Origin of the sequence: Streptomyces sp. CB02056 (assembly GCF_001905545.1) — a bacterium.
In the GTDB taxonomy this organism is placed as follows: Bacteria; Actinomycetota; Actinomycetes; order Streptomycetales; family Streptomycetaceae; genus Kitasatospora.
On sequence record NZ_LIPD01000006.1, the window covers coordinates 317,520 to 344,137 of the forward strand.

The 26,618-nt window shown below is 73.4% G+C and carries 23 protein-coding genes; 12 read left to right on the plus strand and 11 right to left on the minus strand.

The annotated features are described in order from the left end of the window. Nucleotides 1–106: 106 nt before the first annotated feature. Nucleotides 107–805 carry a hypothetical protein gene (locus AMK13_RS18520; protein ID WP_074003178.1) on the plus strand — a complete coding sequence of 233 codons (699 nt, stop codon included), beginning with the start codon at nucleotides 107–109 and terminating at the stop codon, nucleotides 803–805. On the opposite strand, the gene AMK13_RS18525 is transcribed toward AMK13_RS18520, so the two are convergent. Next, the gene (locus AMK13_RS18525) at nucleotides 787–2,103 is read right to left on the minus strand and encodes a PD40 domain-containing protein (RefSeq protein WP_074003179.1); all 1,317 of its coding nucleotides are present in this window, start codon (nucleotides 2,101–2,103) and stop codon (nucleotides 787–789) included. The two genes, AMK13_RS18520 and AMK13_RS18525, sit on opposite strands and share 19 nt — an antisense overlap. A 218-nt stretch (nucleotides 2,104–2,321) precedes the next feature. Between AMK13_RS18525 and AMK13_RS18530 the strand changes: the two genes are divergently transcribed. After that, on the plus strand, nucleotides 2,322–3,569 hold the full coding sequence (locus tag AMK13_RS18530; protein ID WP_074003180.1) for a GNAT family N-acetyltransferase: 1,248 nt from the start codon (nucleotides 2,322–2,324) through the stop codon (nucleotides 3,567–3,569). Nucleotides 3,570–3,644: 75 nt separating this feature from the next. Further along, entirely contained in the window at nucleotides 3,645–4,214 is a 570-nt protein-coding gene (locus AMK13_RS18535) for a PH domain-containing protein (RefSeq protein WP_074003181.1), read from the plus strand. Nucleotides 4,215–4,315: 101 nt separating this feature from the next. Here the strand turns inward: AMK13_RS18535 and AMK13_RS18540 are convergent, their stop codons facing one another. After that, nucleotides 4,316–6,376: an amylo-alpha-1,6-glucosidase gene (locus AMK13_RS18540; RefSeq protein ID WP_107418770.1), complete on the minus strand. Its 2,061-nt coding sequence runs from the start codon at nucleotides 6,374–6,376 to the stop codon at nucleotides 4,316–4,318. 218 nt (nucleotides 6,377–6,594) lie between these two features. Here AMK13_RS18540 and AMK13_RS18545 point away from each other — a divergent pair, with 218 nt between their 5' ends. The 6 genes from AMK13_RS18545 to AMK13_RS18570 all read left to right on the plus strand — a co-directional run bounded on the left by AMK13_RS18545 (nucleotide 6,595) and on the right by AMK13_RS18570 (nucleotide 14,369). After that, nucleotides 6,595–7,587, plus strand: a complete 993-nt coding sequence (locus tag AMK13_RS18545; RefSeq protein ID WP_310593080.1) for a LacI family DNA-binding transcriptional regulator — start codon at nucleotides 6,595–6,597, stop codon at nucleotides 7,585–7,587. 56 nt (nucleotides 7,588–7,643) lie between these two features. Then, the gene (locus tag AMK13_RS18550) at nucleotides 7,644–8,897 is read left to right on the plus strand and encodes an extracellular solute-binding protein (protein WP_049650543.1); all 1,254 of its coding nucleotides are present in this window, start codon (nucleotides 7,644–7,646) and stop codon (nucleotides 8,895–8,897) included. Continuing rightward, entirely contained in the window at nucleotides 8,887–9,993 is a 1,107-nt protein-coding gene (locus AMK13_RS18555) for a carbohydrate ABC transporter permease (protein WP_241852935.1), read from the plus strand. Before AMK13_RS18550 ends, AMK13_RS18555 begins: the two co-directional genes overlap by 11 nt. Beyond that, entirely contained in the window at nucleotides 9,980–10,876 is an 897-nt protein-coding gene (locus tag AMK13_RS18560; protein ID WP_079272266.1) for a carbohydrate ABC transporter permease, read from the plus strand. The genes AMK13_RS18555 and AMK13_RS18560 overlap by 14 nt, the downstream gene beginning before the upstream one ends. A 51-nt stretch (nucleotides 10,877–10,927) precedes the next feature. Then, nucleotides 10,928–12,754, plus strand: a complete 1,827-nt coding sequence (locus tag AMK13_RS18565; protein WP_107418771.1) for a glycoside hydrolase family 15 protein — start codon at nucleotides 10,928–10,930, stop codon at nucleotides 12,752–12,754. Nucleotides 12,755–12,881: 127 nt separating this feature from the next. After that, nucleotides 12,882–14,369, plus strand: a complete 1,488-nt coding sequence (locus AMK13_RS18570) for a glycoside hydrolase (protein ID WP_074003184.1) — start codon at nucleotides 12,882–12,884, stop codon at nucleotides 14,367–14,369. A 79-nt stretch (nucleotides 14,370–14,448) separates the two neighbouring features. Here the strand turns inward: AMK13_RS18570 and AMK13_RS18575 are convergent, their stop codons facing one another. Further along, a complete protein-coding gene (locus AMK13_RS18575; protein ID WP_074003185.1) occupies nucleotides 14,449–15,174 on the minus strand; it encodes a dienelactone hydrolase family protein in 726 nt (241 codons plus the stop codon). 143 nt (nucleotides 15,175–15,317) lie between these two features. Between AMK13_RS18575 and AMK13_RS18580 the strand changes: the two genes are divergently transcribed. Both AMK13_RS18580 and AMK13_RS18585 read left to right on the plus strand, forming a co-directional pair. Next, nucleotides 15,318–15,635: a hypothetical protein gene (locus AMK13_RS18580; RefSeq protein WP_107418772.1), complete on the plus strand. Its 318-nt coding sequence runs from the start codon at nucleotides 15,318–15,320 to the stop codon at nucleotides 15,633–15,635. A gap of 128 nt (nucleotides 15,636–15,763) precedes the next feature. After that, nucleotides 15,764–15,979: a cold-shock protein gene (locus AMK13_RS18585; protein ID WP_049650536.1), complete on the plus strand. Its 216-nt coding sequence runs from the start codon at nucleotides 15,764–15,766 to the stop codon at nucleotides 15,977–15,979. Between the two features lie 33 nt (nucleotides 15,980–16,012). On the opposite strand, the gene AMK13_RS18590 is transcribed toward AMK13_RS18585, so the two are convergent. Then, on the minus strand, nucleotides 16,013–16,426 hold the full coding sequence (locus AMK13_RS18590) for a hypothetical protein (RefSeq protein WP_074003186.1): 414 nt from the start codon (nucleotides 16,424–16,426) through the stop codon (nucleotides 16,013–16,015). Between the two features lie 848 nt (nucleotides 16,427–17,274). Between AMK13_RS18590 and AMK13_RS18600 the strand changes: the two genes are divergently transcribed. Further along, nucleotides 17,275–18,564 (plus strand): hypothetical protein, encoded by a 1,290-nt coding sequence (locus AMK13_RS18600; RefSeq protein ID WP_074003188.1) that lies wholly within the window; start codon nucleotides 17,275–17,277, stop codon nucleotides 18,562–18,564. Nucleotides 18,565–18,664: 100 nt separating this feature from the next. Here AMK13_RS18600 and AMK13_RS18605 read toward each other — a convergent pair whose 3' ends face one another. The 7 genes from AMK13_RS18605 to AMK13_RS18635 form a co-directional block, all read right to left on the minus strand. Further along, a complete protein-coding gene (locus tag AMK13_RS18605; RefSeq protein ID WP_049650531.1) occupies nucleotides 18,665–18,877 on the minus strand; it encodes a hypothetical protein in 213 nt (70 codons plus the stop codon). An 86-nt stretch (nucleotides 18,878–18,963) separates the two neighbouring features. Further along, on the minus strand, nucleotides 18,964–19,665 hold the full coding sequence (locus tag AMK13_RS18610; protein ID WP_143204567.1) for a hypothetical protein: 702 nt from the start codon (nucleotides 19,663–19,665) through the stop codon (nucleotides 18,964–18,966). 94 nt (nucleotides 19,666–19,759) lie between these two features. After that, entirely contained in the window at nucleotides 19,760–20,467 is a 708-nt protein-coding gene (locus tag AMK13_RS18615; RefSeq protein ID WP_074003190.1) for a ribonuclease H family protein, read from the minus strand. Nucleotides 20,468–20,509: 42 nt separating this feature from the next. Beyond that, on the minus strand, nucleotides 20,510–22,681 hold the full coding sequence (locus AMK13_RS18620) for an MGH1-like glycoside hydrolase domain-containing protein (RefSeq protein WP_241852936.1): 2,172 nt from the start codon (nucleotides 22,679–22,681) through the stop codon (nucleotides 20,510–20,512). After that, nucleotides 22,678–24,795, minus strand: a complete 2,118-nt coding sequence (locus AMK13_RS18625; RefSeq protein WP_074003191.1) for a beta-galactosidase — start codon at nucleotides 24,793–24,795, stop codon at nucleotides 22,678–22,680. Before AMK13_RS18625 ends, AMK13_RS18620 begins: the two co-directional genes overlap by 4 nt. Next, nucleotides 24,792–25,685 (minus strand): carbohydrate ABC transporter permease, encoded by an 894-nt coding sequence (locus AMK13_RS18630; protein ID WP_079272267.1) that lies wholly within the window; start codon nucleotides 25,683–25,685, stop codon nucleotides 24,792–24,794. Before AMK13_RS18630 ends, AMK13_RS18625 begins: the two co-directional genes overlap by 4 nt. Next, entirely contained in the window at nucleotides 25,682–26,614 is a 933-nt protein-coding gene (locus AMK13_RS18635) for a carbohydrate ABC transporter permease (protein ID WP_074003192.1), read from the minus strand. The genes AMK13_RS18630 and AMK13_RS18635 overlap by 4 nt, the downstream gene beginning before the upstream one ends. Between the last annotated feature and the right edge of the window lie 4 nt (nucleotides 26,615–26,618).

A 26,618-nucleotide genomic window follows, 5' to 3' on the forward strand; every position in this document is an offset into this window, starting at 1 on the left:
GCGTCGAGGGCCTGACGGGCGGTCACCGCCCCGCCCCTCCGTACCGCGTGCCGGGAGCGGCGGTCAGACTGTCCCCAGCACCACGGAAGAACGGACGGGGGAAGGCATGGCCCGCAGGAAGAAGCAGAAGAGGCCGCTCGCGGAGGGGGTGGTCCGGCCGCCGAAGCGGGTCCGCAGGCGCCCGGAGCCGCAGCTGTCGCCGAAGGCGGTCCGCCGGACGGCCTGGCCGGTCGGGGTGCTCACCCCGGTGCTGATGGTCGGCCTGGCCGTGCTCGGCAGCAACCCGGACTACGAACTCCCCTGCGGCATCCTGGCGTTCGTGGTGCTCTCGGCGGGCGTCATCGGGCTCGGCTTCGTCCGGCCCCGCGGCCTGGTCATCTGGCCGGCCGTCCTGTTCGGCGTGCTGCTGCTGGCGCTGCCGGCGGGGAGCATCCGGGCGCAGATCCTCACCGACCGCGGGGTGGAGACCGCGGTGGTGGTCACCGCGGCCCACAGCGCCAAGGACAAGAACGGCACCGTCAGCTGGACCTGCGACCTGCGCCGCGCCGACGGGCGGCCGCTGCCGCACGCCCGGGTCGGCGGCTTCGGCTGCTCGGCGTACGCCGTCGGCGACACCGAGAACGTCCTGGTCGACCCGGCGGGCTGGGCCCCGCCGGTCTCCCTGGACGAGGACCTCCCGTTCCGCCGCGGCGGCGTCTACGTCACCGCGGCGCTGGCCGTCCTGTGGGGCCTGCTCACCCTGGTCGCGGCGCGCCGCACCCTGCGGGATCCGGGCGCCGCGGCCGGTCAGCGGGGCGGCAGGTAGCGCACCAGGACGTCGGAGCCGGTGCCGTTCAGGGCGCCGAACAGCAGGGTGGTGCCGAACGCGTCCACGGCGGGCGCGAAGGACGGGCCGACGCCCTCGGCGACCCGCTCGACCAGGCCGGTCCTCAGGTCCCGCCGGAAGAGGTCCGGGGCGCCGTTGGTGTCGCCGGGCACCAGGCCGGCGTCGTCCGAGACGAAGTAGGCCCAGCGGTCGTCCGCCGTCATGACGCCCGGCTGGGTGCCGGCGGGGGCCACCTCGGTGACCGCCCCGGTGCGCAGGTCGCGGGCGAGGAGCGGGACGCGGGTGGCGCCTTGGCCGGGCTCGAACACCCGGAACAGCGCGAACCGGCCGTCGGGGCTCAGCCGGCTCTGCCGCACGGCGTCGCGCAGGGTGCCGCTCGCGTCGACGCTCGCGCCCTCGATCCGGCCGGTGCGGGTGTCGTAGACGTAGAGCGGGAAGAGCTGGCGGGCGGGCGGCGGCTTCACGGCGGGCTCGGCGGGCCGGGCGGTCGGGCCGGTCGCGGCGGCCGGCAGCAGGTTGGCCGCCTTCGACCGGAACGCGACGGTCCGGCCGTCCGCGCTGAGCGAGGGCTCCACCGAGCCGCCGTCGGCGGGGGCGCCGCCCTGCCCGGTGCTGACCAGCCGGGTGCCGCCGGTCCGGCGGTCCGTCAGGTAGACGTTGGCGGTGCCGGCCCCCGCCCCGGGGGCGAGGTCGGCGCGGTCCGAGGAGTAGGCGACGAAGCGGCCGTCGGCGCTGATCGCGGGGCTGACGGAGTTTCCGGCGCCGGTGCCGGCGGTGACCAGCTCGGTGCGGCCGGTCAGGCGGTCGCGGACGTAGACGTCGGTGCGGCCGCTGCCGTTCCCGGGGACGGCGTTGGCGGCGTCGCTGCTGAAGGCGACGTAGCGGCCGTCGGCACTGATCGCCGCCTGGCTGGTGGAGCCGTCCAGCTGGGCGCCGTCGTCGGCGAGGCTGACCCGCTCGGTGTGCCGCGTCCACAGGTCGCGGACGAAGACGTCGTAGAGGCGGTTGGTGTCCCCGGGCACCAGGTTCGAGGCCAGCGAGGTGAACAGGGCGTACCGGCCGTCGGCGCTCAGCCCGAGCGGCTCGGACCAGTCGTCGGCGGGCGCGCCGTCGGGGCTCACGTTCACCCGGACCGGGTCACCGCTCGCGGACGCGGATGCGGACGTGAGCGTGAGCGTGGCCGCGGGCTCGGGCCGCGCGTGGGCCGCCGGTGCCGCGGTGCCTGCCAGCAGCGCGGCCGCCAGGACACAGACCACCCGGAGCGTCGTCGTCTTCATGGGCTCCCCTCCCCTTGGATTCCTCGTGGATTCCCCCGCACTCCCCCGTCCCCCAGGAGGAAGCCAACCCTCCGGTCGTGGCCACGGTCAACCCGACCACGCCCGAGACGGGTACGATCTCGCCAACTCCCCTCCACATCAGGCGTGTTCCCGCTCTTCCTTGCCGGTTCGGCAAAAACCCCTTGGCCGCGCGCGGCCACCGGTGCGAGGGTCCGGGAATGACCGTTGACGAACCCTTTGCCCTGCCGACGGCCCTGCCCGGCGGCCTGCTCCTGCGCGAGTCCCGGCCGGAGGACGAGGAGCGGATCGGCGCGCTGCTCACGGAGCGCGGCGACCCGGGGGACGCGCTCGACCACCGCCTGGTGGTCGAGGACCCGGACGCCGGCCGGTCGGCCAGCGCCGTGGTGGTCGACGGCGACCGGGTCGTCTCCACCGCCACCCTGCTGGACGAGGAGCTGCGCCTCGGCGGTGTCCGACTGCCCGCCGGGCAGGTCGACATGGTCGCCACCGACGGGGAGTACGAGGGCCGCGGCCTGGTCCGGGCCCTGCTGCGGTGGGCGCACGCACGCTCCGCCGCGCGCGGGCACGTGGTCCAGGTGATGATCGGAATCCCGTACTTCTACCGGCTGTTCGGCTACGAGTACGCGATCGACATCCCGGTCTCGCGGCCGCTGCTCACCGCCCCGCCCGCCGTCGGCGCCGGGGACGCCCCCGCGCTGCGCACCGCCCGAGCGGCGGACCTGCCCGCTCTGGCCACGCTCCAGGAGCAGGCGCAGCGCGGCTTCGACCTCGCGATGGGCCACGCCCCCGCCCGCTGGCGCTGGCTGCTGGCGCACGAGGCGAGCACCCTGCGGGTGGTCGAGCGCGCGGGCGAGGTGGTGGCGGTGGGCCGCACCACCCCGGTGGACGACGGCGAGTTCCACCTGGTCGAGGCGGCCGCCGCGGACGAGCGGGCGGCGCGCGAACTGCTGGCCGGTGTGGCGGCGTTGGCGCCCGAGGCGCGGCTCCAGGTGGTGCACCGGCCCGGCACCCTGCCGGCCACCGTCTGGCACGGGCTGCTGGACGACACCCCGCGCGCCGAGGCGGAGCAGTACTACGTCCGCGTCCCCGATCCGGCCGTGCTGCTCGACCGGCTGCGCCCCCTGTTCCGCCAACGCCTCGCCGCCGCCGGCCTGGACCGCGCCGACGGCGAACTGCTGCTCTCCACCTACCGCGCGCACTACCGGATCCCGCTCGGCGAGCGGGATCCGGGCTCGGTGGTCACGGGCGGCACGATGCAGGGCACGGGCCCGGGCGGCGGCGTGGGCGTGGCGCCGGACGCGCTGGCGGCGCTGCTCTTCGGGCCGTACGGGCTGGAGGGGTTGAGCCGCATCCGGCCGGACGTGTACGGGCGTGGGGACGAGGAGCTGCACCGGGCGCTGTTCCCGCCGCTGACGTCCGATCTGCTGACGTACTACCTGCCGTGACGTCCCGTCCGCCGGGCCCCGTCACGGGGACCCCGCCCTGTCGGGGCCCGGCGACCGGGGCGTAGGGTGCGCCCTGTGAACGAACTGATCTTCCGGGGGAAAGACAAGTTCCGCCCGTCCTGGTCCGATTTCGGCCTGCTCGCGATCATCCTCGCGGCCCAACTGGTCATCGGCTACAAGAGGCTCGGCCTCGTCCCGACGCTCCTGATCGTCGCCGGGACCCTGGTGATCGCCGTCCCGAGCCGCTACGCCACCATGCGGTGCTGGAGCCGGGTCGGTGCCGACGGGATCACCCTCTGCTGGGGGCTCGGCCGTGGCCGCACCTACTCCTGGCAGCAGATCGCCTGGATCGACGTGCGGGAGACCAAGGGCTTCGGCATGAGCGAGGGCACGCGCGCGGCCCGGATCCACACCGTCGACGGCCGGCGCCGCTCGCTTCCGGCCCTCCAGAGCAGCACCTTCTACCCGTCGGCGGACTTCGACACGGACTTCCGCCGGGTCGTCAACTGGTGGGAGCTCAGCACCGAGCCGGGCGAGCGCGTCCGGCCGGGCGCCCAGGTGCGGGACCGGCTGACGCCGGTGAAGGTCGGGCTCCTGGCCTCCGTCGTCCTCGGTGCCGTCATCCTCGTCGACGTCCTGCGGTAACCACCGGAACTCCCGGTTCGGCTCCGGTTCCCACCCGGGAGCCGGAGCCGACCTGTGTTCCGCGCGACCGAAGCGCCGTCGGCGCACCGCGGTGCCGCCGGTCAGTCGACCACGGTGACCGTGAAGCCCTCGGGCGCCCGCAGCCGGACCGCGCCGGTGTGGTCGGTGGTCACCTCGATCGGCAGTCCGGCCACCGTCAGCCCGTCGATCCGCAGCGACTCGTACCCGGCGGGCACCCGCGCCCGGACCGTCAGCCGACGGCCCGGTGCGTCGGCCTCCAGGCCGAGCAGCGACTGGAGGACCGTCACGGCGGAGGCGGCGGCCCAGGCCTGCGGGCGGCAGGACGCCGGGTACGGGACAGGACGGGCGTAGTGCTCGCGCGGATGGCCGCCGAAGAGCTCGGGCAGCCGGTGGTCGAAGCCCGCGGCGGCGCGCACCAGTCCCGCGGCCAGCGGCTCGGCGGCCTCGTGCAGTCCGGCCTTGGCGAGGCCGTGGACGGCGATGGCGCTGTCGTGCGGCCAGACCGAACCGGTGTGGTAGCCGAGCGGGTTGAAGCCGGCCGCGGCGGCGTCCAGGGTGCGCAGCCCGTAGCCGCTGTCCATGCCCGGGGCGGTGAGCCGGGCGGCGACCAGGGCGCTCTCCTCGGCGTCGAGCAGGCCGGTGCCGAGCAGGTGGCCCATGTTGGAGGCGATCGAGTCGACCCGGCGCTTGTCGCCGTCGAGGGCGACCACCGGGTAGCGGCCGTTTCCGTCCTCGGTCCAGAAGCTGTCGCGGAAGCGTTCCCGCAGCCGCTCGGCCCACTGCCGCCAGTGCTCGGCGCCGGGGCGGCCGAAGGCCTCCAGCAGGTCGGCCGCCTTGACCGCCGCCTCGTGGGCGTAGGCCTGGACCTCGCTGAGCGCGATCGGGGCGTCGGCGATCCGGCCGTCGCGGAAGCGGATGCTGTCGGAGGAGTCCTTCCAGCCCTGGTTGGACAGGCCGCTGCCGGTGCTGTCCACGTACTCCAGGAAGCCGTCGCCGTCCGCGTCGGCGTACCGCTCCAGCCAGTCGAGGGCGGCCTCGGCGTGCGGGAGGAGGTCCTCGACCTGGTCGGCGGGCAGGCCCCAGCGCCAGGCGTCGTGCAGCAGGACGAGCCAGAGCGGGGTGGCGTCGGCGGTGCCGAAGTAGCAGGGCGGCAGGTGGGCGCCGGTGTCGAGGTGCTGCTCGGCGCGGCGGACCTCGTGCAGGATCTTGCCGGGCTGCTCCTCGGTGGCCGGGTCGACGGCGCGGCCCTGGCGCCGGGCCAGGGTGCGCAGGGTGCCGGCGGCGAGCTCGGTGCCGAGCGGGAGGAGCATCCGGGCCGCCCAGAGCGAGTCGCGGCCGAACAGGGTGAGGAACCAGGGCGCGCCGGCGCCGAGGAAGGTGTCGGCGGGGCTCAGCGGGTCGGTGAGCAGCAGGCCGCGCAGGTCCTGGTGGGAGCGGGCGAGCCAGTGGCCGAGGTCGTGTTCGCGGCCGGTGACCTCGGGGGTGTGCCAGGGGGCGGCGTCGGCGGGCGGGGCGGGGAAGAGGTCGCCCTCGGCGTGTTCGGCGGTGCACTCCAGGACGGCGTGCCAGGACTGGCCGGGGGCGAGTTCGATGTCGTAGCCGGCGGTGCCGGTGGCGGGGTCGAGGTGGTCGGGGGCCGGGGTGAGGGCGAGGACGGCGGTGAGCGGGCCCCGGCTCCAGCGCAGTGCGTCGTCGCCGTCGGCGCCGGCGGTCAGCGGGGTGTCGGCGCGGCCGGCCTTGACGGTGTCCATCGCGGCGAAGTCGCTCTCGGCGCGCAGGTCCAGGCGCAGCCGGGCGGTGAGGTCGCCGCCGTTGTGGACGGTGTAGCGCTCGGTGAGGCGTCCGGGGGCGAGTTCGCGGCGGCGTTCCAGGGTGGTGGCGGGGTCGGCGGTCCGCTCGGCGAGGCCGCGCAGCACGGTGACGAAGGTGGTGCTGCCGTCCGGTCCCTCGGCGGTGGCGACGGGGGCGTTGGGGACGCCGGGGACGGTGGCCTCCAGGCGGGAGAGGATCCGGCGGTCCCCGTGGAAGAAGCCGTCCGCTCCCCTGGCGAACCGGCCGTCGGGGCGGGAGGCGCAGAAGCTCGGGGCGGCCACGGAGAGCCGGGCGTCGTGCAGGAACGGCTGCAGGTCAATCGCTTCCATCGCTGACATGGTCTCTTCATCCTCTGCTGGGGGCTTGACAGTTGCTTCCACCCGGGCGCAACCTTTCTGCCGTTGGAGCGTTCCAAGACATTAACCCCCCTGGTGGGGATGATGGAACCCCGGATTGGAACGCTCCAACATTCATGTCGATGGAGACAGAACCTAGGATCGCCGTCATGCATGCACACTCATCGCCCCGGCCCAGGACAGGGTCCGCCGTGACCCTCGAAATGGTCGCCGCCCGGGCCGGCGTGGGCCGCCAGACGGTCTCCAACGCGATCAACTCGCCCGAGCTGCTGCGCCCGCAGACGCTGGAGCGGGTCCGGCGCGCCATCGACGAGCTCGGCTACCGGCCGCACCGGGCCGCGCAGGCCCTGAAGACCAGGGCCAGCCGGCTGATCGGCTACGGCATCCGCTCCAGCAGCACCGGCGTCGCGACCCCCGTCCTGGACCGGTTCCTGCACTCGCTCTCCGAGGCCGCCGACCGGGCCGGCTACCGGGTGGTGCTGTTCGCCGTCGCCCCCGGGGACGACGAGCTCACCAGCTACCGGCAACTGCTGGACGAGCACGGCGCGGACGGCTTCGTGCTCAGCGGCACCGACCGCGGCGACCGCCGCCAGGGCTGGCTGCACGAACAGGGCGTCCCGTACGTCGCCTTCGGCCGCACCTGGAGCGGCCGGGACGTCGGCGACTGGGTCGACGTGGACGGCGCCGCCGGGACCTCGGCCGCCGTCCGGCACCTCGCCGGGCTCGGCCACCGCAGGATCGGCTTCCTCGGCTGGCCCAAGGGCTCCGGCGTCGGCGACGACCGCGCCCGCGGCTGGCAGAGCACGATGCGCGAACTCGGCCTGCCCACCCGGGGCCGCCGGGCCGAGAGCCCGGACGACCCGGAGCGCGCCACCGAGGCCGCCGAGCGGCTGCTCGCGGCCGGCGCGACCGCGGTCGTGGCCGCCAGCGACACCCTGGCCCTCGGCTGGTACCAGGCGCTGCGGCACGACGGCCGCACCCCCGGCCCGGAGGCAGCCGTCATCGGCTTCGACGACTCGCCGATCGCCCCCCTGCTCTTCCCCTCGCTGTCCAGCCTCGCCCAGCCGCTCGACGCGGTCGGCCGCGAGTGCATGCGGCTCCTGCTCGACCGGCTCGGCGACCGGCAACGGCCGACCGAACACGTCCTGCTGGAACCGGAACTGGTGCTCCGCGAAAGCGTGTGACACCGCTCCCCCGAGCCGTCTCCGACCCATCCCCCACCCTCGCAAGGAGATCACGCATGGCCACCTCCCGCACCCTCGCCGCGGCCGCCGTCTGCGCGGCCGTCGCCCTCGGCGCCGTCACCGGCTGCTCCTCCTCCGGCGGCTTCGGCGACTCGACGGCCAAGCAGTCCTCCGGCGGCAAGCAGGACCTGACGGTGCTGATCGCCACCTCCGGCGAGGCCGAGACCGCCGCGGTCAAGGCGGCCACCGCCGCCTGGGCACAGCAGACCGGCAACACCGTCACGGTGCAGATCGCCAGCAACATCAACCAGCAGCTCGGCCAGGCCCTCGCCGGCGGCACCCCGCCGGACCTCTTCTACGTCAACTCCGACCAGTTCGCGAACTACGCCAAGGGCGGCTCGCTCTACGCCTACGGCGACCAGATACCCGACGCCGCGGACTTCTCCGAGCAGCTGCGCAAGGCCTTCAGCAACGACGGCAAGCTCACCTGCCTGCCCAAGGACAGCTCCACCCTGGGCCTGGCGATCAACACCGACCTCTGGAAGCAGGCCGGCCTGACCGAGGCCGACTACCCCACCACCTGGCAGCAGCTGTCCGACGACGCCGCCAAGCTCACCAAGGACGGCGTCACCGGCCTCGTCACCGCCCCCGACTACCAGCGGGTCGGCGCCCTGCTGAAGGAGGCCGGCGGCTGGATCACCGACCCCGAGCAGAAGACGATGACCGCCGACAGCCCGGCCAACAAGCAGGCACTGGAGTACCTCCAGTCCATGATGAAGGCCGGCTCCGCCAAGTACGTCGCCGAGGTGGACGCCGGCTGGGGCGGCGAGGCGCTCGGCAAGGGCAAGGCCGCGATGACCATCGAGGGCAACTGGCTGAAGGGGGCGATGGCCAAGGACTTCCCGAACGTCCCGTACAAGGTGCTCCCGCTGCCCGCCGGCCCGGCCGGCCCCGGTACCCTCGCCTTCAGCAACTGCTGGGGCATCGCCGCCAAGAGCACCCACCAGGCCGCCGGCGTCGACCTGGTCAAGCACCTGACCAGCGCCGACCAGCAGCTGGAGTTCTCCAAGGCCTTCGGCGTGATGCCCTCGCGCACCAGCGCGCTGGCCACCTACGCCCAGCAGTACCCGGAGTCCAAGGCCTGGGTCGACGGCGTCGCCACCTCCCAGCCGCCGGTCACCATCGCCGGGTTCAACCAGGTGCTCACCCAGTTCAACACCGACCTCCAGTCGCTGAAGACCGGAGACCCGGCGGCCGTCCTGGGCAGCCTCCAGCGCAACGGCGAGCAGGCGCTCAAGAATGCCAAGTAAGAGCGCCGCCCGTACCGACCGCACCGCCCGTACGGCCCGCACCGCCGGGACGAAGGCCGGGCGCGGCCTGCGCGAGGGAGCGTGGGGCTGGCTGTTCACCGGCCCCATGGTCCTCGTCCTCGGGCTCTTCATGGTCCTGCCCATCGCGATGGCCCTGTGGGTCAGCCTGCTGCACTGGGACGGCCAGTCCAACCCCTTCAGCGGCAGCGCGGACTTCGTCGGCCTGGACAACTACCGGCGGCTGTTCACCCAGGACGGCCTGGACCGCACCCTGTTCGCCACCTCGCTGCGCAACACCCTGTACTACGTGGTGCTGACCGTGCCGCTCCAGACGGGGCTGGCGCTCTTCCTCGCCATCGCCGTCAACCAGCGGATGCTGCGCGGCCGGGGCGCCCTGCGCACGGTGTTCTACTTCCCGTCCGTCACCAGCTCGATCGCCGTCTCGACGGTCTTCCTCTTCCTCTTCCAGGGCAGCGGCGCCGTCAACCGGATGCTCGGCTGGCTCGGCGTCCAGGGGCCGAACTGGTTCGCCGACCCGCGCGGACTGGTCTGGCTGGTCCTCGGCTGGTTCGGCGTCGACCAGCCCGCGCCGACCGCCGGCGGGCCGCTCGGACTCTCCTGGTCCGAGTGGTTCGCCGGGCCCTCGGTCGCGATGTCCACCCTGATCCTGATGGCGGTCTGGACCACCTCCGGCACCTTCATGCTGATCTTCCTCGCCGCCCTCCAGGACATCCCGCGCGAACTGGAGGAGGCCGCCGCCCTGGACGGCGTCAACCGCGGCCAACTGCTGCGCCACGTCACCCTGCCCGCGCTGCGGCCCGTCCTGTTCCTCGTCCTGACCCTCGGCCTGATCTCCACCTGGCAGGTCTTCGACCAGGTCTACGTGATGGGCAAGGGCGCCCCCGGCAACACCACCCTCACTCCCGCCTACCTGTCCTACTCCTCCGGCTTCGACAACGCCGACTACGGGCAGGGCGCCGCCATCGCCTTCGTCCTGCTCGGCCTGATCCTGCTGCTCACCGCCGTCCAGCGGTGGGTGCTGCGGGAACGGGACGGCAAGCCGGGGCGGAAGGGAGCCCGACGTGCCGCGCACTGACGCCCCGCGGGCCGAGGACCGGCCGGTCCTCGGCCGCTTCCCCCGACCGCTGCGCCTCCTCGGCTACGCGGCCCTGGCCGGCTTCGCGCTGATCTACCTGCTGCCGTTCCTGCTGCAACTGGTGAACAGCTTCAAGACCGACCCGGACGCGGCCGCCCACCCGATGTCGCTGCTCCCGGACGGCGGCACCCTCGCCTCCTACCGGCGGCTGCTCGGGCTGGCGGACGGCGTGGAGAACGTCCCGTTCCTGCGCTGGCTGGGCAACAGCGTGGTGGTGACCGTCCTGGTCACGGCCGGCCGGGTGCTGTTCGACTCGATGGCGGGCTACGCGCTGGCCCGGATCAGGTTCCCCGGCCGGCGGCTGCTCTTCGGCTTCGTGCTCGCCGTGATGGCGGTGCCGGGCGTGGTGCTGCTGATCCCCAAGTTCCTGGTGCTGAAGAGCTTCGGCATGTTCGACACCTACAGCGGGATGGTCCTGCCCCTGCTGGTCGACGCCGCCGGGATCTTCATCATGAAGCAGTTCTTCGAGTCGGTGCCGCGCGAGATCGAGGAGGCGGCGCGGATCGACGGCGCCGGGACCTTCCGGATCTTCTGGTCGGTCGTACTGCCGATGTCCCGGCCCTCCCTGATCACCCTCACCGTGCTCTCCTTCCAGGGCTCCTGGAACGAGTTCACCCACTTCCTGGTCTCCACCCAGTCCAGCGACCACGACACCCTGACCACCGGACTCGCCCACTTCGTCGCCGGCGGCCTCGGCTCCGGCACCCAGTACCCGCTCAAGCTGGCGGCGGCGCTCGTCTCCACCCTCCCGGTGGCGCTGCTGTTCTTCTGCTTCCAGCGGCACTTCGTGCGCGACGCCAACTCGGGCTCGTCCAAGGGCTAGCCCCCGCTCTTCCCCTCTCCCATCCCTTCCGCACCACTCTGGAGAACGCCCGTGCCCGCCCGCATCGAGGACTACGCGCTGATCGGCGACATGCAGACCGCCGCCCTGGTCGGCCGGGACGGCTCCGTCGACTGGCTCTGCCTGCCCCGCTTCGACTCCCCGGCGGTCTTCGCCGGCCTGCTGGGGACCGACGAGCACGGCTTCTGGCGGCTCGGCCCGGGCGGCGACACCGCCGCCCCGGCCGTGCCCGCCGACCGCCGCCGCTACCGGGGCGACTCGCTGATCCTGGAGCAGGAGTGGGACACCGACGGCGGCACCGTGCGGGTGGTGGACTTCATGCCCCCGCGCGGTACCGCCGCCCCGCAGCTGATCCGGATCGTCGAGGGCGTCTCCGGCACCGTGCGGATGCGCTCCGCACTGCGGATGCGCTTCTCCTACGGCCGGGTGATCCCCTGGGTCCGCCGCGTCGAGGAGGGCGGGCAGTCGCGCACGGTGGCCGTGGCCGGCCCCGACTCCGTCTGGCTGGACGGCGAGGCCGAGACCTACGGCCGCGACCTCACCACCTACGCCGACTTCACCGTCACCGCCGGGGAGCGGATCGCCTTCGCCCTCACCTGGCAGGCCTCCCACCTCCCCGCACCCGACCAGCCGGACGCGGCCCAGGCACTCGACGCCACCGCCGACTTCTGGCACGACTGGGCCGACCAGTGCACCTACCAGGGCCCCTACCGCGAAGCCGTGATCCGCTCCCTGATCACCCTCAAGGGCCTCACCTACGCCCCCACCGGCGGCATCGTCGCCGCCCCCACCACCTCCCTGCCCGAGGACATCGGCGGCGAACGCAACTGGGACTACCGCTACACCTGGCTGCGCGACGCCGCCATCACCCTCTCCTCCCTGCTGCGCACCGGCTACCGCGACGAGGCCAAGGCCTGGCGCGAATGGCTCCTGCGCGCCGTCGCCGGCGACCCCGAGAACCTCCAGATCATGTACGGCATCGCCGGCGAACGCGAACTCACCGAGTCCTCGCTGGACTGGCTGCCCGGCTACGAGGGCTCCCAGCCCGTCCGCATCGGCAACGGCGCCGCCGGACAACTCCAGCTCGACGTCTACGGCGAGGTCGTCGAAGCCCTCCACCTCGCCCACATGACCGGCCTCGTCCGCAACGACCACGCCCACCAGCTCCAACTGCGCCTGATCGACTACCTCGAGGACCACTGGCAGAACCCCGACGAGGGCATCTGGGAGGTCCGCGGCCCCCGCCGCCACTTCGTCCACTCCAAGGTCATGGCCTGGGTCGCCGTCGACCGCACCATCGAACTGCTGGAACGGACCGACGAACAGGGCTCGTTGGAGCGGTGGCGCGCGCTGCGCGACACCATCCACGCCGAGGTCTGCGAGCACGGTTACGACCCGGACCGCAACACCTTCACCCAGTCCTACGGCTCAGCCGAACTCGACGCCTCCCTGCTGCTGATCCCCCAGGTCGACTTCCTGCCCGCCGACGACAAGCGCGTCATCGGCACCATCGAGGCCATCCAGCGCGAACTGTCCACCGAGGACGGCTTCGTCCTGCGCTACCCCACCGACGGCGGAGTGGACGGCCTGCCGGGCGACGAAGGCGCCTTCCTCGCCTGCTCCTTCTGGCTCGCCGACGCCCTCGCCCTGATCGGCCGCACCGACGAGGCCCGCGAACTGTTCGAGCGCCTGCTGTCGATCCGCAACGACGTCGGCCTGCTCGCCGAGGAGTGGGACCCGCGCCTCAAGCGCCAGGTCGGCAACTTCCCCCAGGCCTTCAGCCACGTCCCGCTGATCGACACCGCCCTGCGGCTCACCCAGCCCCTCGGCCCGGAATCCGGGGACACCACAGCTCCGTGAGACCGGCAGACCACAGGGCCGGGAAGTGATCAACACCACACTGGTTCCGCCTCTCGCCGGTGGTGCAGACTGAGCGCTTCGCGCACGCCCCACATCCGGGCGCGCGGATTCCGTTCAGGGGGATTTGATGGAACGTCGTACGGTTCTGCGTGGACTGGTGGGCCTGCCGGTCGGAGCGATGGCGGTGCTCTCCGCCGCCCGACCGGCCTGGGCCGACTTCACCACGACGGTGAATCCGTCGGCCAACTGGGGGACCTGGGAAGGGTGGGGCACCTCGCTGGCCTGGTGGGCCAACCAGCTCGGCCCCCGGGAGGACCTGGCCGATGTGCTGTTCAGCCGGAAGACCGTCCGGTTCCAGGGGCAGACGGTACCCGGGCTGGGGATGAACGTGGTCCGCTACAACGTCGGCGGCTCGGGAACGAACAGCATCGGCGGCAGGACGATGAAGCCCGGTCCGACACTGGACGGCTTCAAGCAGATCGAGGGCTACCAGCTCGACTGGGCCTCCGCGGACCCGCAGTCGTCCAGCTGGAACTGGAACGCCGACGCGCACCAGCGCGACATGATGTGGCTGGCCCGGGACCGCGGCGCCGACAGGTTCGAGCTCTTCAGCAACTCGCCGATGTGGTGGATGCTGAAGAACGACGACCCCCGCGGAGCGCCGGACGGCTGGAGCTGCAACCTGCGGGACGACAACTTCGGCCGCCACGCGGCGTACATGGCGACGGTGGCCCGGTACGCCCACGACCACTGGGGCATCGACTTCACCTCCGTCCAACCGGTCAACGAGCCGGGGGCCAACTGGGGTGGATACTCGCCGGACTTCGTCGGCGGACAGGAGGGCTGCCACTACGACCGGCCCCGACTGGCCGAGATCATCCGGCAGACCCGCACCCAGCTGGACGCGCGCGGCCTGCACTGGATGATGGTGGCGGGCCTCGACGACTGGGGCGTCGGCAGCGCCGCGTACAACTGGCACGACAACCCCGACTTCGACGCCGCCACCCGCGCGGCCGTGGGACGGGTGAACGTCCACGGCTACGACGTCGACGGTGACCGCGACGCGCTGTACAAGATGGTGGCGGCGGACGGCAAGAACATCTGGATGTCCGAGTACGGCGACGGTGACACCAGCGGCCTCCAGCTCGCCCGGAACCTCAACTTCGACCTGCGCTGGCTGCACCCCACGGCATGGGTCATCTGGCAGATCCTCGACTGGGAGAACTACGGGGCGATCACCCTCACCAACGGGGTGATCGGCGCCGTCAACCCGAAGTACTTCCTGCTCGCCCAGTACATGCGGCACATCCGCCCCGGCATGACGATCATCGACGCGGGCCACCCCGACGCCGTCGCGGCCTACGACAGCGTGAACCACAAGCTGGTCATCGTCGCCGTGAACTACGGGGAAGGACAGTGGATCAACTTCGACCTCTCCCGGTTCGGCAGGCCCGGACAGGACGGTGCCCTGGTCGAGCGGTGGGCCACCGGGACGGACGCCGGCGGTGAGCGCTACCAGCAGCACGCGGACACCGTGATGCGCGGCACCCGGTTCTGGTCCTACTTCAACGCCCGTACCGTGCAAACCTTCGAGGTCTCCGACGTCCACCTGTAGGACGTCCGCCGGCAAGGGGCCCCGCCCCGGTGCCCGCCCTGCCCGTCGACCCGGTCGGTCGACGGGCAGGGGCCGGGGCTCACTCCTGTACGGGCAGGCACTCGGCGAGCAGGCCGACGATGTCGCGCCAGGCCCGCTGGGCCTGCCGCGGGTGGTGGGCGACGCCGGGGAGCACGGCGTGGCCGACCGTCGGGTGGTGGAAGGCGTGCTGGGCGCCGCCGTAGACCACCAGGCGCCAGTCGACGCCCGCGGCCTGCATCTCGGCGGCGAAGGCGTCCCGCCGCTCGGGCGGCATGATCGGGTCCTCCGACCCGACCCCGGCCCACACCGGGCAGCGGATCCGGGCGGCCTCCCCCGGGCGGCCCGTGACCAGGCCGTTGACCGTCCCGATCGCCCGCAGGTCGACGCCGTCACGCCCGAGTTCCAGCGCGATCGCGCCCCCGGTGCCGTAGCCGATGGCGGCGATCCGCTCGGGGTCGGTCCGCGGTTCGGCGAGCAGCACGTCGAGGGCCGCGTGGCCGATGCCCCGCATCCGGTCGGGGTCGTCGAGCAGCGGCATCACCCGCGCCAGCATCTCCTGCGGGTCGCTGATCCAGCGCCCGCCGTGGAGGTCGAAGGCCAGTGCCACGTAGCCCAGTTCGGCGAGGGCGTCGGCCCGGCGGCGCTGGAAGTCGTTCAGGCCGGGCCCCTCGGGCCCGATCAGGACCGCGGGCCGGCGGCCGGTTCCGGCGGGCAGCGCGAGGTGCCCGATCATCGTCATTCCGTCGGCCGGGTACTCGACCGTACGCGTGGTGACCATCGTCATGGAACGGGACTGTAGTGAGGACCGGCCCCCGCCCGGGCCCGACTTAGCCGTCGGCAGAGCGGGCGGCCGGCCTCCCCGGCTCAGGCCGATCCGCCACTCACACACCCGTAGACTCGGGCGCGAGCCGGACGGGATGAGGACCGATGGACTACTGCCGCCACGAGTTGAGCAACTGCGCGGACTGCGCTCCGCGGGCGCAGCCCCGCGAGGGCGCACCCGGCACCGAGTGGGACGGCTGGCCGCCGTCGGCGATCATCGTCCACGCCAGCCGGAAGGCGCATCTGCCGGGCTGCCCCCACATCCTCCCGGCCGACGTCGAACCGCCGGTCTACGGCTGGGTGCTCGACCCCTCGCCGGGGGCGTGGCGCCGGCTCTCCGCCTCCAACCCGCTGCACGCCACCGGAGGCAACACCCAGCGCTCCGCGACGAGCCGCTGTCAGGACTGCGACGCCACCCAGTAGGCCGTACCGGAGGTCGGGGGCACGGTCACCGCGAACGTCCCGGCGGCCGCCGCTGCGCTTCGCGTCGGAGCGGCTCCGCTGCGTGAGAGACTGGCGCGGTCAGTGTGATCCCTGTGCAAGGAGTGGACATGGCCGACCGCCAGAACGGCACCGTGAAGTGGTTCAACGACGAGAAGGGCTACGGGTTCATCACCCCGGAGTCCGGCCCGGACCTGTTCGTGCACTTCAGGTCGATCGAGGGGGCCGGCTTCAAGTCCCTGGTCGAGGGCCAGCGGGTGACGTTCGAGGCGGTCCAGGGCCAGAAGGGGATGCAGGCCGACAAGGTCCAGGTCGTCGAAGGCTAGGGCGTGCACCGGGCCTGACGGGCGGCGGCCCGGCTACACCGGCCGCCGGCCGGTGAGCCTCTGCCACCGGTCCCGTGCCTCGTCCAGTTCGCGGCGGGCCCCGGGGATGCGCGTGTCCGCCTTCTGGCGGGCCAGCACGTCGGCGAGCCGGCGCCGGGCCTCCTCCTGCTCGGCCGTGTCCTCGACCGCTTCGCGCAGGTCGGCCTCGGCCCGGGGCACGAGCGCCTGGCGTTCGGCCGTGGCCGCCTTGGCGTCGGCGGCGGCGTTGAACACCTCGACGACGAACTTCCGGACCTCGGCCTCGGGCGTCCCGTCCAGCGGGACGGAGACCATCTGCCGACGGCCGGTCGGGAGCGCCACGTAGACGTGGCCGTCGGTGCCGGAGTACTCGTCAAGGAGCGCGACCTCGTGCAGCGGGTACTCCGCCGTACGGCCCTCGGCCGTCACTTCCAGTACTAGGGCCTGTCTTCGAACTCGCGTCGTCCGCCCGGAGGGCGGGCGGGGCGGCGTTGGGGTGCGTGCATCGCAAGGCGGAGGAGGGAGCCACTGCGGAGCATTGGCGACCGACGACAACGCGGCGAGGTGCGGCCCCGGCGTCGCCCCGCAGACGCGAGTTCGAAGACAGGCCCTGGGTCGTACAGCCGCAGGCTGTCCCCGAGGGAGGACCTCAGCGACCCCCGGTCCGGGGACCGGAGCCGGTCCAGGTGCGCCCGGGCCTCGCCGACCCGGCTCGCGTGGGCCCGCTCGGCCGCTTCGACCGCGGAGCGGGCCCTGCCGCGTTCGCGGCCCGCCTCGCGCTTCAGGTCGCGGAGCTTCCCTCGGGCGGCGTCCAGGTCGCGCCGGTGCTCGGCGTACTCCGGGCCGAAGGCGCACCGCCAGCCCCCGGGGTAGCGCAGCATCAGCCAGGCCACCGCTCCGGCGGCCACCAGCACGACCGTCAGGATCCAGCCCACGGGCCCCATCGCTCCCCCTCCCACCGGTTCCCTCGGCCGGCAGCGGCTCCCGCCGGTCCCGGACGGAGCCGATCGTACGAACGGCGGCCCGTCCGCGTGCGGGATTCCGGGAATCAGGAAGGCTCCTCGGGCCCGACTTCCGGGTTTTGGTCATGTTTTTGGCCGTTCTGGTTAAAGACCACGCCAAATAATCGAATGACCTCTTGCCGAAAATGTGATCACATGTGTGGGCGCTGTGGCGTTGTGCGTCACAGGGGAGGGACCGGTCCGCCTCACCGGGCGGGCCTGATCAACAGGAGTCGCACCATCAACACCGCCATCCGCAAGGCCGCCCGTGGGGCCGTGCCCGTCGCCGTCACCGCCTCCGTGCTCGCCACCGGCCTCACCGCCTGCGGCACCGTCCAGCAGCTGTCCGCCGCGCAGAAGGTGTCGAAGGCCTTCGACAAGATCCGCGACGGCAAGTCGGCCGGCTTCACCCTGTCCATCGACGCCACCCCCGAGCAGGTCGCCGCGTTCGCCAACTCCGGTGAGCACAAGGGCGGCAAGGGCATGATCGGTGCCGCCCGGGGCGACGGCGACATGGACGAGAAGACCGCCAAGGCGATCTCCGGCCTCTCCGTCTCGGTCGCCATCTCGGCCGACAAGCCGCTCAAGGACGTCGAGGCCTTCAGGGACGCCGCCAAGGCCGACAAGAACACCGACCTGACGCTCGACAAGTCGGTGCGCGTCTCCTACGTGCTCGCCGACCGCAGCGGCACCGCGCTGCTGGAGTACCGTCAGGTCGACGCCACCGGGTACCTGCACGCCGACGCCAAGGGCCTGGTCAAGCTGGCCGGCGAGGACCCGTCCGTGGTGGACGAGCTGCGCAAGGGCATGCCCGAGCAGCTGAAGCCGGTCGGGGACGTGCTGGCCGGCAAGTGGGTCTCCTTCGACCTCCAGTCGCTCGCGGACCAGGCGAAGGAGTCCGACGGCAAGAGGGCCGCCGCCCCGAGCGCCGCCCCCACCCTCGACCCGGAGCTCCAGAACCAGCTCCTCAACTCGATCAAGGACGTGATCGGCCGCACCGTCACGTACGAGGACAAGGGCAAGAAGGACGGCACCGAGCACCTCTGGGTGAGCGCCCCGGCCCGGCAGCTGGTGGACGAGATGTTCAAGGCCGTCAAGCCGCTGTCCGCCAAGTTCCCCAAGCAGCTGGGCGACTTCCCGGACCAGGCCCCGAGCGACGTGCCGGACCGTAGGATCGGCGTCGACCTCTACCTGAAGGACGGCGCCTTCTCCTCCGCCACCTTCGACCTCGCCCAGCTGGCCGACAAGGTGGAGCCGGGCGTCAACTTCCCGGTGAAGCTCGCCTTCAGCCAGGCGGCCCCGAACGTCCAGGCCCCGGCCGACGCCGTCAAGGTGACCGACGAGCAGCTGATGGACGCGGTGCTGGGCCTGGCCACCGCCGGGGACGACTCCGACGACGAGGACCCGGAGGACCTGCCCGCCGCCACTCCGCTGACCGCCGCCCAGCTCAAGGAGCTCGCCGCGCTCGGCATCCCGGAGGTCCGGGCCCGCGTCTACAACGAGGCCGGCCTGACCTTCCAGGACATCAAGGAGATCGCCAGGACGACCGCCCCCGCCGGGGCGTAGCCGTACCGACCCGACCGGCCGACCGCCCCCGAGCGGTCGGCCGGTCGCGCGTTTCCGGTCGCGCGTTTCCGGCCGCGTGCTCCCGGCCGCGCCTCATCGGTCAGCCGCCCGACGGCCGCCGGGAGCGCGGGTCGAGCAGCTCGACCCGGCCCTCGCGGAGGTGGCCGCGGTGACCGTCCCCGTACTCCAGCCGCAGGCTGCGGTCCGCCGGGGCGCCGACCACGACGGCGCACTCGACCGCGGCGTAGGAGGACTCGCGGTAGACCCACACCCTGTCCCCGACGTGGAACTCCGCCGTCTCCGAGACGATCACCGGGCTCACCTCCCTTCGGGCCCCGCCCACTCGTCTGTACGGTGCGCGGCGCCCGGCTGTTCACCTCCGGCCGGAGCCGGCCGCGGTCACCGGCCGGGCGGCCGGGTCGGCGCCGTGCCGGTCGGCAGGTCGGCCGGGCGGCCCTCCTGGTCCACCGCGGTGCCGTCGGGGTAGCTGGCACACTCGCTGCCCGCGCTCACCTCGAGGGTGTGGTACGCGGGGTCGAAGCGCAGCGAGGCGCTCTCCGCGAGGGAGCCCGGGCCGGTGTCCGGCGGCGTCAGCGTCAGGCTGGGGACCGGGGCGGACTCGTCGGAGGAGGCGACCGTCCAGCCCTGGGCGGTCAGGCTCTGCCGGGCCCGTCCGACCGCCTCCTCCCACTCGGGCCGGGTGACCCCGGTGAGGGTAAACCGCGCGCGCAGGGCGGCCGTGCGGGGCTGGTCGGCGCCGGTGTCGTTCATGCTCTCCAGGAGGTGGGAGAGGCCCCGGGCGGAGCAGGCGCCGTAGATCCGGGCCGTGATCCCGTCGTCGCCGCGGTGGTCGGGAGCCGGTGTCGCCTCCGGGCGCAGCGCGAGGGCCTCGTAGACGGTCTGCGTCCGGGCGTCGAGGTGCCGCGCGACGGCCGCCGGGTCCGCCACGGGGTACGGCTTGCCCGTCCAGACCGCCTCCGCCGCCCCGTACGCCGTGTACCCGACCGTGCCGAGCACCAGGGCCCCGGCGGCCCCGGCCACCGCCGTGACCCGCACGGCCGTGCGGCGGCCAGGCCCGTCCTTCGTTGCGCGATTCCTCATGATCACCATCGTCCACCGCCGGGCCGGGCCACCGCATGAGTACGGATACTCACCCGGCGGCGTCGGCGTACTCGCGGTCGGACGGGGCGGCGGGTCAGGCGTGGGCGGCGGCGCACTCCGGGTGGCCCCAGGAGCTGCCGACCTTGGTGATCTTGTCGCCCTTGGCGTACCCGCGGCTGCACGGGCAGGTGCCGGGGAAGCGGGCGTTCAGGGTGCGCGAGCCGCCGCTCCGCTTGGCGGCGCCCGTGCCGCCGGTGGAGGACACGGATGCCGTACGGGTGCTGCGCGCCTTGGGGGCCTTCGAGGCGGCGGCCGGGTCGGGGACGGGCAGGTCGGCGGCGGTGCCGGAGGCGTCCTGCTGGGTGCGGGCGGCGTCGCTGGCGGCCTTGTCGGCGATGGCGTTCAGCGGGTCGCCGTCCACCTGGTGGGCCGGCACGTACACGAAGGTGACGTCCCGGCCCTCCAGCAGGGCGTCGATCGCCTGGATCAGCTCCTGGTTGGCGACCGGCTTGCCGGCCGCCGTCTTCCAGCCGTTGCGCTTCCAGCCCTTCAGCCACTTGGTCACCGAGTCGCGGGTGTAGGTGCTGTCCAGCCGCACCTCCAGCGGCGCCGCCGGGTCCGTCGCGGCCAGCAGCTGCCGCAGCGCCGTCAGCTCGCCCACGTTGTTGGTGCTGTGCCCGAGCGCGCCGGCCTGCCAGCGCTGGGGCGCCCCGGTGGCGTCCGCGACCACGTAGGCCCAGCCCGCCGGCCCGGGGTTGCCCTTGGCTGCTCCGTCACACGCTGCAATGACTCGTTCGACCATGCCCCGATCATGCCTGGTCGGACGGCCCGGAGACAAAGCCGCTCAGGTGCGCAGCAGGGGCAGCAGCAGCGCCGCCGACCAGCTGAAGTTGGTCGAGCTGTGCCCCTCCCCCGTCAGCGGGTCGTAGTTCTCCCGCACCGGGCCGTCGCCGGCCAGTCCGGCGGCGGTGGCCAGCAGCCGCTCGACGGTGCGCCGGGCGTCCTGCTCCCAGCCGTAGCGGCGCAGACCCTCGATCGCGAAGTAGGTCTGGTCGAGCCAGGCCAGTCCGCGCCAGTAGCCGCCGGGGTCGAAGGAGGGCGAGCTGCGGGCCACGGTCGGGAACGGCATGGCGGTGCCGAACTCGGCCGGGTCGAGCAGCAGCCGGCGGACGGTACGGGCCTGGGCGGCGGTGGCGGTGCCGGACCAGAGCGGGATCGCGCCCTCGATGCCGCGGCCGCGGGCGGTGAGCCGGGCGCCGGTGCCCAGGTCGGTGTCGTGGAACCAGCCGGTGGCCGGGTCGTACATGGTGTCGCGCACGGCGGTGTCGATCCGGTCGGCGCCGGCGCGCAGCCGGTCGGCGGCGGGCCGGTCGCCGAGTTCGGCGGCGATCAGCGCCAGGTGGCGGTGGTCGGCGGCGAGGTAGGCGTTGAGGTCGACCGAGCGCTGGTCGAGCGACCAGCCGAGCAGTGTGCCGTGCGCGTCCCGGTTGGGGACGACGGCGGAGGTGTCGAAGCGCGGGGCGTTGTCCATGCCGGACTCCCAGGCCGCCGCCTCCCGGCAGTCCTCGGCGGTGGCGTTGGCCGGGTCGACGGTGGCGCCGTACTGGCACAGGCCCTCGCCGAGGTGGTCGCGGGTGCGGTACCACCAGTCCCGGTAGGCGGTCAGCCTGGGCAGCATCTCGCGCAGGAAGGCGCGGTCGCCGCTGCGCCGGTAGACCTCCCAGACCGCCCAGGAGGCCAGCGGGGGCTTGGAGTTGCGCTCGTTCCAGTTGCCGCCGCCGGTGGTCTGGTCGTTGTAGAAGACGCAGTCGGGGACCATCCCGGCGTCCTGCGGGCGCTCGGCGGAGCCGGACGGGACCTGGTGGTCGAAGACGGCGCGGATCTGGTCGGCGGCGAGGCCGGGGGCGAAGGCGGCGGTGCCGACGGCCTGCTTCCAGGTGTCCCAGGCCCAGACCCCGCTGAACCACTTGTAGGAGAGCGTGGGGGTGACGGCGTCGTGCCGGATCCTTCCGGCCGGGCTGCGCCAGTTGGTGACCAGGGTCTGGACGCACTTGGCGGCGGTACGGCGGCGGGCGGCCGGGACGCCCTCGGTGGCGCGGACGAGGTACCCGTGCCAGCGGGCGGTGCCCTCCGCCGCGACCCGTTCCGGGGTGCGCAGCGCGGCGTCCGCCTCCTTCGCGGCGCGGGCGTACTCGGCCTCGGTGAAGGTGTAGCTCTCGGTCCAGTCCAGGCTGCGGGTCTCCCCCGGCGCCAGCCGTACGGGCTCGGCGAGTTCGGTGCGGTGGCCGTCGCCGTCGGCGCTCAGCACGACCCGGACGGGCCGGGCGTGGCGGACGGCGAAGCGTTCGGTGCCGTCGGTGAGGTAGTCCCAGGTCTGCCGGACCTTGGCGAAGCGCACCTCCACGCCGCGTTCGGCGGCGACCAGCTTCGGTGCCTCGCGCTGGGGGCCGGTGGCGGGGCGCAGCAGCCGGCCGGTCCAGGCGGCGGCGAGGGTCCGTACGGCCGGGCCGGTGTTGGCGAGCCGGGCGCGGAGCAGGGCGGTGCGGTTGCCGGCGAAGCGCAGGTCCAGGGTGAGGGCGAGGCCGCCGCCGAGGTCGTGGGTGAGCCGCAGCAGGCCGGGCAGCGAGGTGCCGCGGGCGGGGGCGCCGGCGGTGAGGTCCAGGGGGCGGCCCTGTTCGGTGAGCTGGAGGCGGGTCAGGCCGTCGCTGAGCCACCAGGGGTACTCCTGGGCGAGGTACAGCGGGCCGGTGAAGCCGCCCTGGGGGTCGGTGGGGCGGGGCAGGGCGTAGGCGTGCCAGGCGCCGAGGTCGGCGAAGACGGTGATCGGGTTGTTGCCGCGGGCGTCGCCCGGGTAGGCCTGGGCGGGGGTGCCGTGCAGGTCGAGGACGTCGGCGTAGCGCTCGCCGTCGACCGTGTCCGGTCCATCCTGGGCGTGGGCGGCGGCCGGGGCGGCCAGGGTGCCGGCGGCGGCGACCGCCGAGGCGGCGAGGAAGTGGCGGCGGGTCAGCGGGTTCACGGGCGCTCCTCGGCGGCGGGGAGTCGGAGGACGGCGGCGCCGAGCGGCGCGAGGGTGACGGCGTCGCCGGTGGCGGCGCCGGTGAGCAGGTCGGTGCCGGGCGTGTCGAGGGGCACCCGGCGTTCGACGCCGCCGTGGTTGAGCAGGAAGAGGTACTGGCGGCCGTCGGCGGCGTGGCGGCGGGTGGCCTCGACGTCCGCCGGGAGGTCCGGCAGTTCGGCGCCCACGCCGGCTTCGGCGAGCGGCAGGTCGAGCACCCGGCCGGTGTCGGCGCCGAGATGGCAGCTGAGGTACCAGGCGGTGCCGGCGCCCAGCCGGTTGCGGGTGACGGCCGGGAGGCCGGCCAGCGTGCCGGAGGCGTAACGGGCGAGGGTCTCGGCGCCCTCGGTCTCGATCCACTCGCTCCAGCGCTCGGCGCGCAGGTCGGCGCCGTGCGGCTCGGCGTGCGCCTCGGCGCCGTCCGACCGGGGGCCGTCAGGCGCGGCGCCGTCCAGCCGTACGGCGGTGGTCGCGCCGTCCGGGATCGGCCAGTGCTCGTCCACGACGATCCCGAGCAGTTCGCGCAGCGGCCCGGGGTGGCCGCCGGGGTGGATGTGGTCGTGCCGGTCGGCGATGCCGCTGAACGGGCCGCAGACCAGCCGGCCGCCGTCCCGTACGTAGGCGGTGAGCCGGTCGGCGGTGGCGGTGTCGAGCAGGTAGAGGTTGGGGGCGAGCACCAGCGGGTAGCCGTCGAGCCCGGCGGTGGGCGGGACGAAGTCGACGGTGACGCCGCGCTCGTGCAGCGCCGCGTACCAGGGACGGAGCAGTTCGGGCCAGCGCATCCGGGCGGAGGGGTGGTCGTCGAGTTCCAGCGCCCACCAGCTGTCCCAGTCGAGCAGGACGGCGGCCCGTCCGCGCAGCCGGCTGCCGGCGATCTCGCCGAGGCGGCGCAGTTCGGCGCCGAGGCGGACGGTCTCCTGCCAGCCGCGCGCGGCGGTGCCCCGGTGCGGGAGCATCGCGCTGTGGAACTTCTCGGCTCCGGCCACCGAGGCGCGCCACTGGAAGTGCAGGACACCGTCGGCGCCGCGGGCGAGTGCCTGGAGCGACCAGAGGCGGTAGAGGCCGGGGCGTTTGGGCACGTTGACCGGCCGCCAGCTGACCGCGGAGGGGGCCTGTTCCATCAGCAGCCAGGGGCGGCCGCCCTTGAGCGAGCGCATCAGGTCGTAGTTCATCGCCGCGTTGACGTGGGCGCGCGGGTCGGCCGGGTCGGGGTAGGCGTCGTCGGAGACGAGGTCCTCGTGCCGGCTCCACTCCCAGTAGTCCAGCGCCTTGAGCATCGACATGAAGTTGGTGGTGACGGGGACGCCGGGCGAGACCTCGTCCAGGACGGCCTTCTCGGCGCGGTGCAGGGCGAGCAGCGCGTCCGAGCAGAACCGGCGCCAGTCCAGCAGCTGGGTGGGGTTGACCGGGCCGGGCGCGGTGCGCGGCGGCTCGATCTGCTCGAAGGAGGTGTAGCGCTGCGACCAGAAGGCGGTGCCCCAGGAGCGGTTCAACTCCTCGATGCCGCCGTGCCGTTCGCGCAGCCAGCGGCGGAAGTCGACGGCCGAGTCGGGGCAGAAGCACTCCTGGACGTGGTCGCCGTACTCGTTGTGGATGTGCCACAGGGCGAGCGCGGGGTGGTGGCGGTAGCGTTCGGCGAGCGCCCGGGTGAGCCGGACGGCGGCCTCGCGGTAGGCGGGCGAGGAGGGGCAGTAGTGCTGGCGCGAGCCGAACTCCAGCCGGACGCCGTCGGCGGTGACGGGCAGCAGTTCGGGGTGGGCTCGGACCAGCCAGGCGGGCGGGGAGGCGGTGGCGGTGGCCAGGTCGACGGCGACGCCGTGCCGGTGGCAGAGGTCGAACAGGCGGTCCAGCCAGCCGAAGTCCCAGCTGTCGGCGTCGGGTTGGAGGCGGGCCCAGGAGAACACGCCGACGGTGACCAGGTTGACCCCGGCCTCGGCCATCAGCTTCACGTCCTCGGCCCACACCTGCTCGGGCCACTGCTCGGGGTTCCAGTCCCCGCCGTACAGCAGGCCGGGCACCCGGGTGAGGCGGTCGGTGGTCACGGTCAGGCGGTCGGTGGTCACGGTCGCGGTCATCCCTTCACGGCTCCGCCCAGCAGGCCCGCCACGAACTGCCGCTGGAAGAGCAGGAAGAGCACCATCAGCGGGAGCGTGGCCAGGAAGGAGCCGAGCATCAGGCCGGAGTAGTCGACGTGGGTCAGCCCGGTCAGCGTGTTGAGCGCGACCGGCACGGTGTACTTGTCCTCGGTGTTGAGCATCAGCAGCGGCCAGATGAAGCCGTTCCACTGGCCCATGAAGGTGAAGATCACCAGCGCGCCCAACTGCGGCCGTACGCACGGCAGGACGACCTGGTAGAAGGTGCGCAGCTCGCCGGAGCCGTCGATCCGGGCCGACTCCAGGAGTTCGTCGGGGAAGTCCAGGAAGCCCTGGCGCATCAGCAGGATGCCGAAGGAGTTGGCCAGGAAGGGGACGATCACCGCCTGGTAGCTGTCGATCCAGCCGAGGCTGGCCATCATCTGGAACAGCGGGACGAGCAGCACCTGCAACGGGATCATCATGGTCGCCAGCACCAGTCCGAGCAGCAGCCCGCGGCCGCGGAAGCGGTACTTGGCCAGCCCGTAGCCGCACATCGCGGACAGCAGCGAGCTGAGCGCGGTGTAGACGACGGCGATCCCGAGGCTGTTGAGCATGACCCGGCCGAAGCCGATGGTCTCCTGGAGGTGCGCCAGGTTGCGCAGCAGGTTGCCGCCGGGCAGGAACGGCGGTGGGGAGTGGAACAGTTCGGAGCTGCTGTGGGTGCTGGCGATCAGCATCCAGGCGAAGGGCACCAGGCTGAGCACGGCGCCGAGGGTGAGGGCGGCGAGGACGGCGATCCGGCCGAGACGGGCGGGCAGCGGGGCGCGGCCGCCGCGACGCGGCGCGGTGGTGGCGGCACTGCGAGCGGCAGTGGGGGTGGCGGTGGTCATCGGCGGCGTTCCCTTCCGTAGAGCCGGAACTGGAGCAGCGAGACCGCCGCGATGATCAGCACGACCACCCAGGCGATGGCGGCCGCGTAGCCGAAGTCGAGCTGCTGGAAGCCGACCTTGTAGAGGTAGACCACCGGGGTGAGGGTCGCGTCGCCGGGGCCGCCGCGGGTCAGTACGTAGTTCTCGTCGAAGAGCTGCAGGGTGCCGATGGTGGAGGTGATGACGCAGAACAGCACCACCGGGCGCAGCTGCGGCAGGATCACGCCGCTGTAGGTGCGCACGGTGCCGGCGCCGTCGAGGGCGGCGGCCTCGTACTGGTCGCGGCCGATCGCCTGCAGTCCGGCCAGCAGGATGACGGCGTTGTAGCCGGTCCACCGCCAGGTGACCGAGCCGATCAGCGAGATCCGGGCCCAGGTGGGCGAGTTGAGCCAGTCGACCGGGCCGAGGCCGAGCGCCTGGAGGAGCTGGTTGGCGAGGCCGCCGTCGGTGCGCAGCAGGACCTGGAAGACCACGGCGTAGGCGACCAGGGTGGTGATCGCGGGCAGGAAGAACACCGCCCGCCAGCCGGCCCGGAACCGCAGCCACGACTGGTTGAGCAGGACGGCGAGCACCAGGGCGAGGCCGATCATCACGGGCACCTGGACGGCGAGGATCAGACCGGTGTTGACCAGGGAGTGCAGGAAGGCCGGGTCGTGCAGCATCCGCCGGTACTGGTCCAGGCCGACCCAGACGTCGGCGCCGTCGCGGCGGGCGGTGAAGCTCTGGTAGAGGCTGGCGCCGAGCGGATAGGCGAAGAAGGCGACGAAGAGCGCGGTGGTGGGCCCGGCGAACAGCCAGGCGGCGGTGCGTGGGGAGCGTCGGCGGCGGGCGGGGGCGGCCTGGGTGGTCGCCGACGGCTTGCGCAGGGTGGCCGGGAGGCTGCTGGTCATCGGG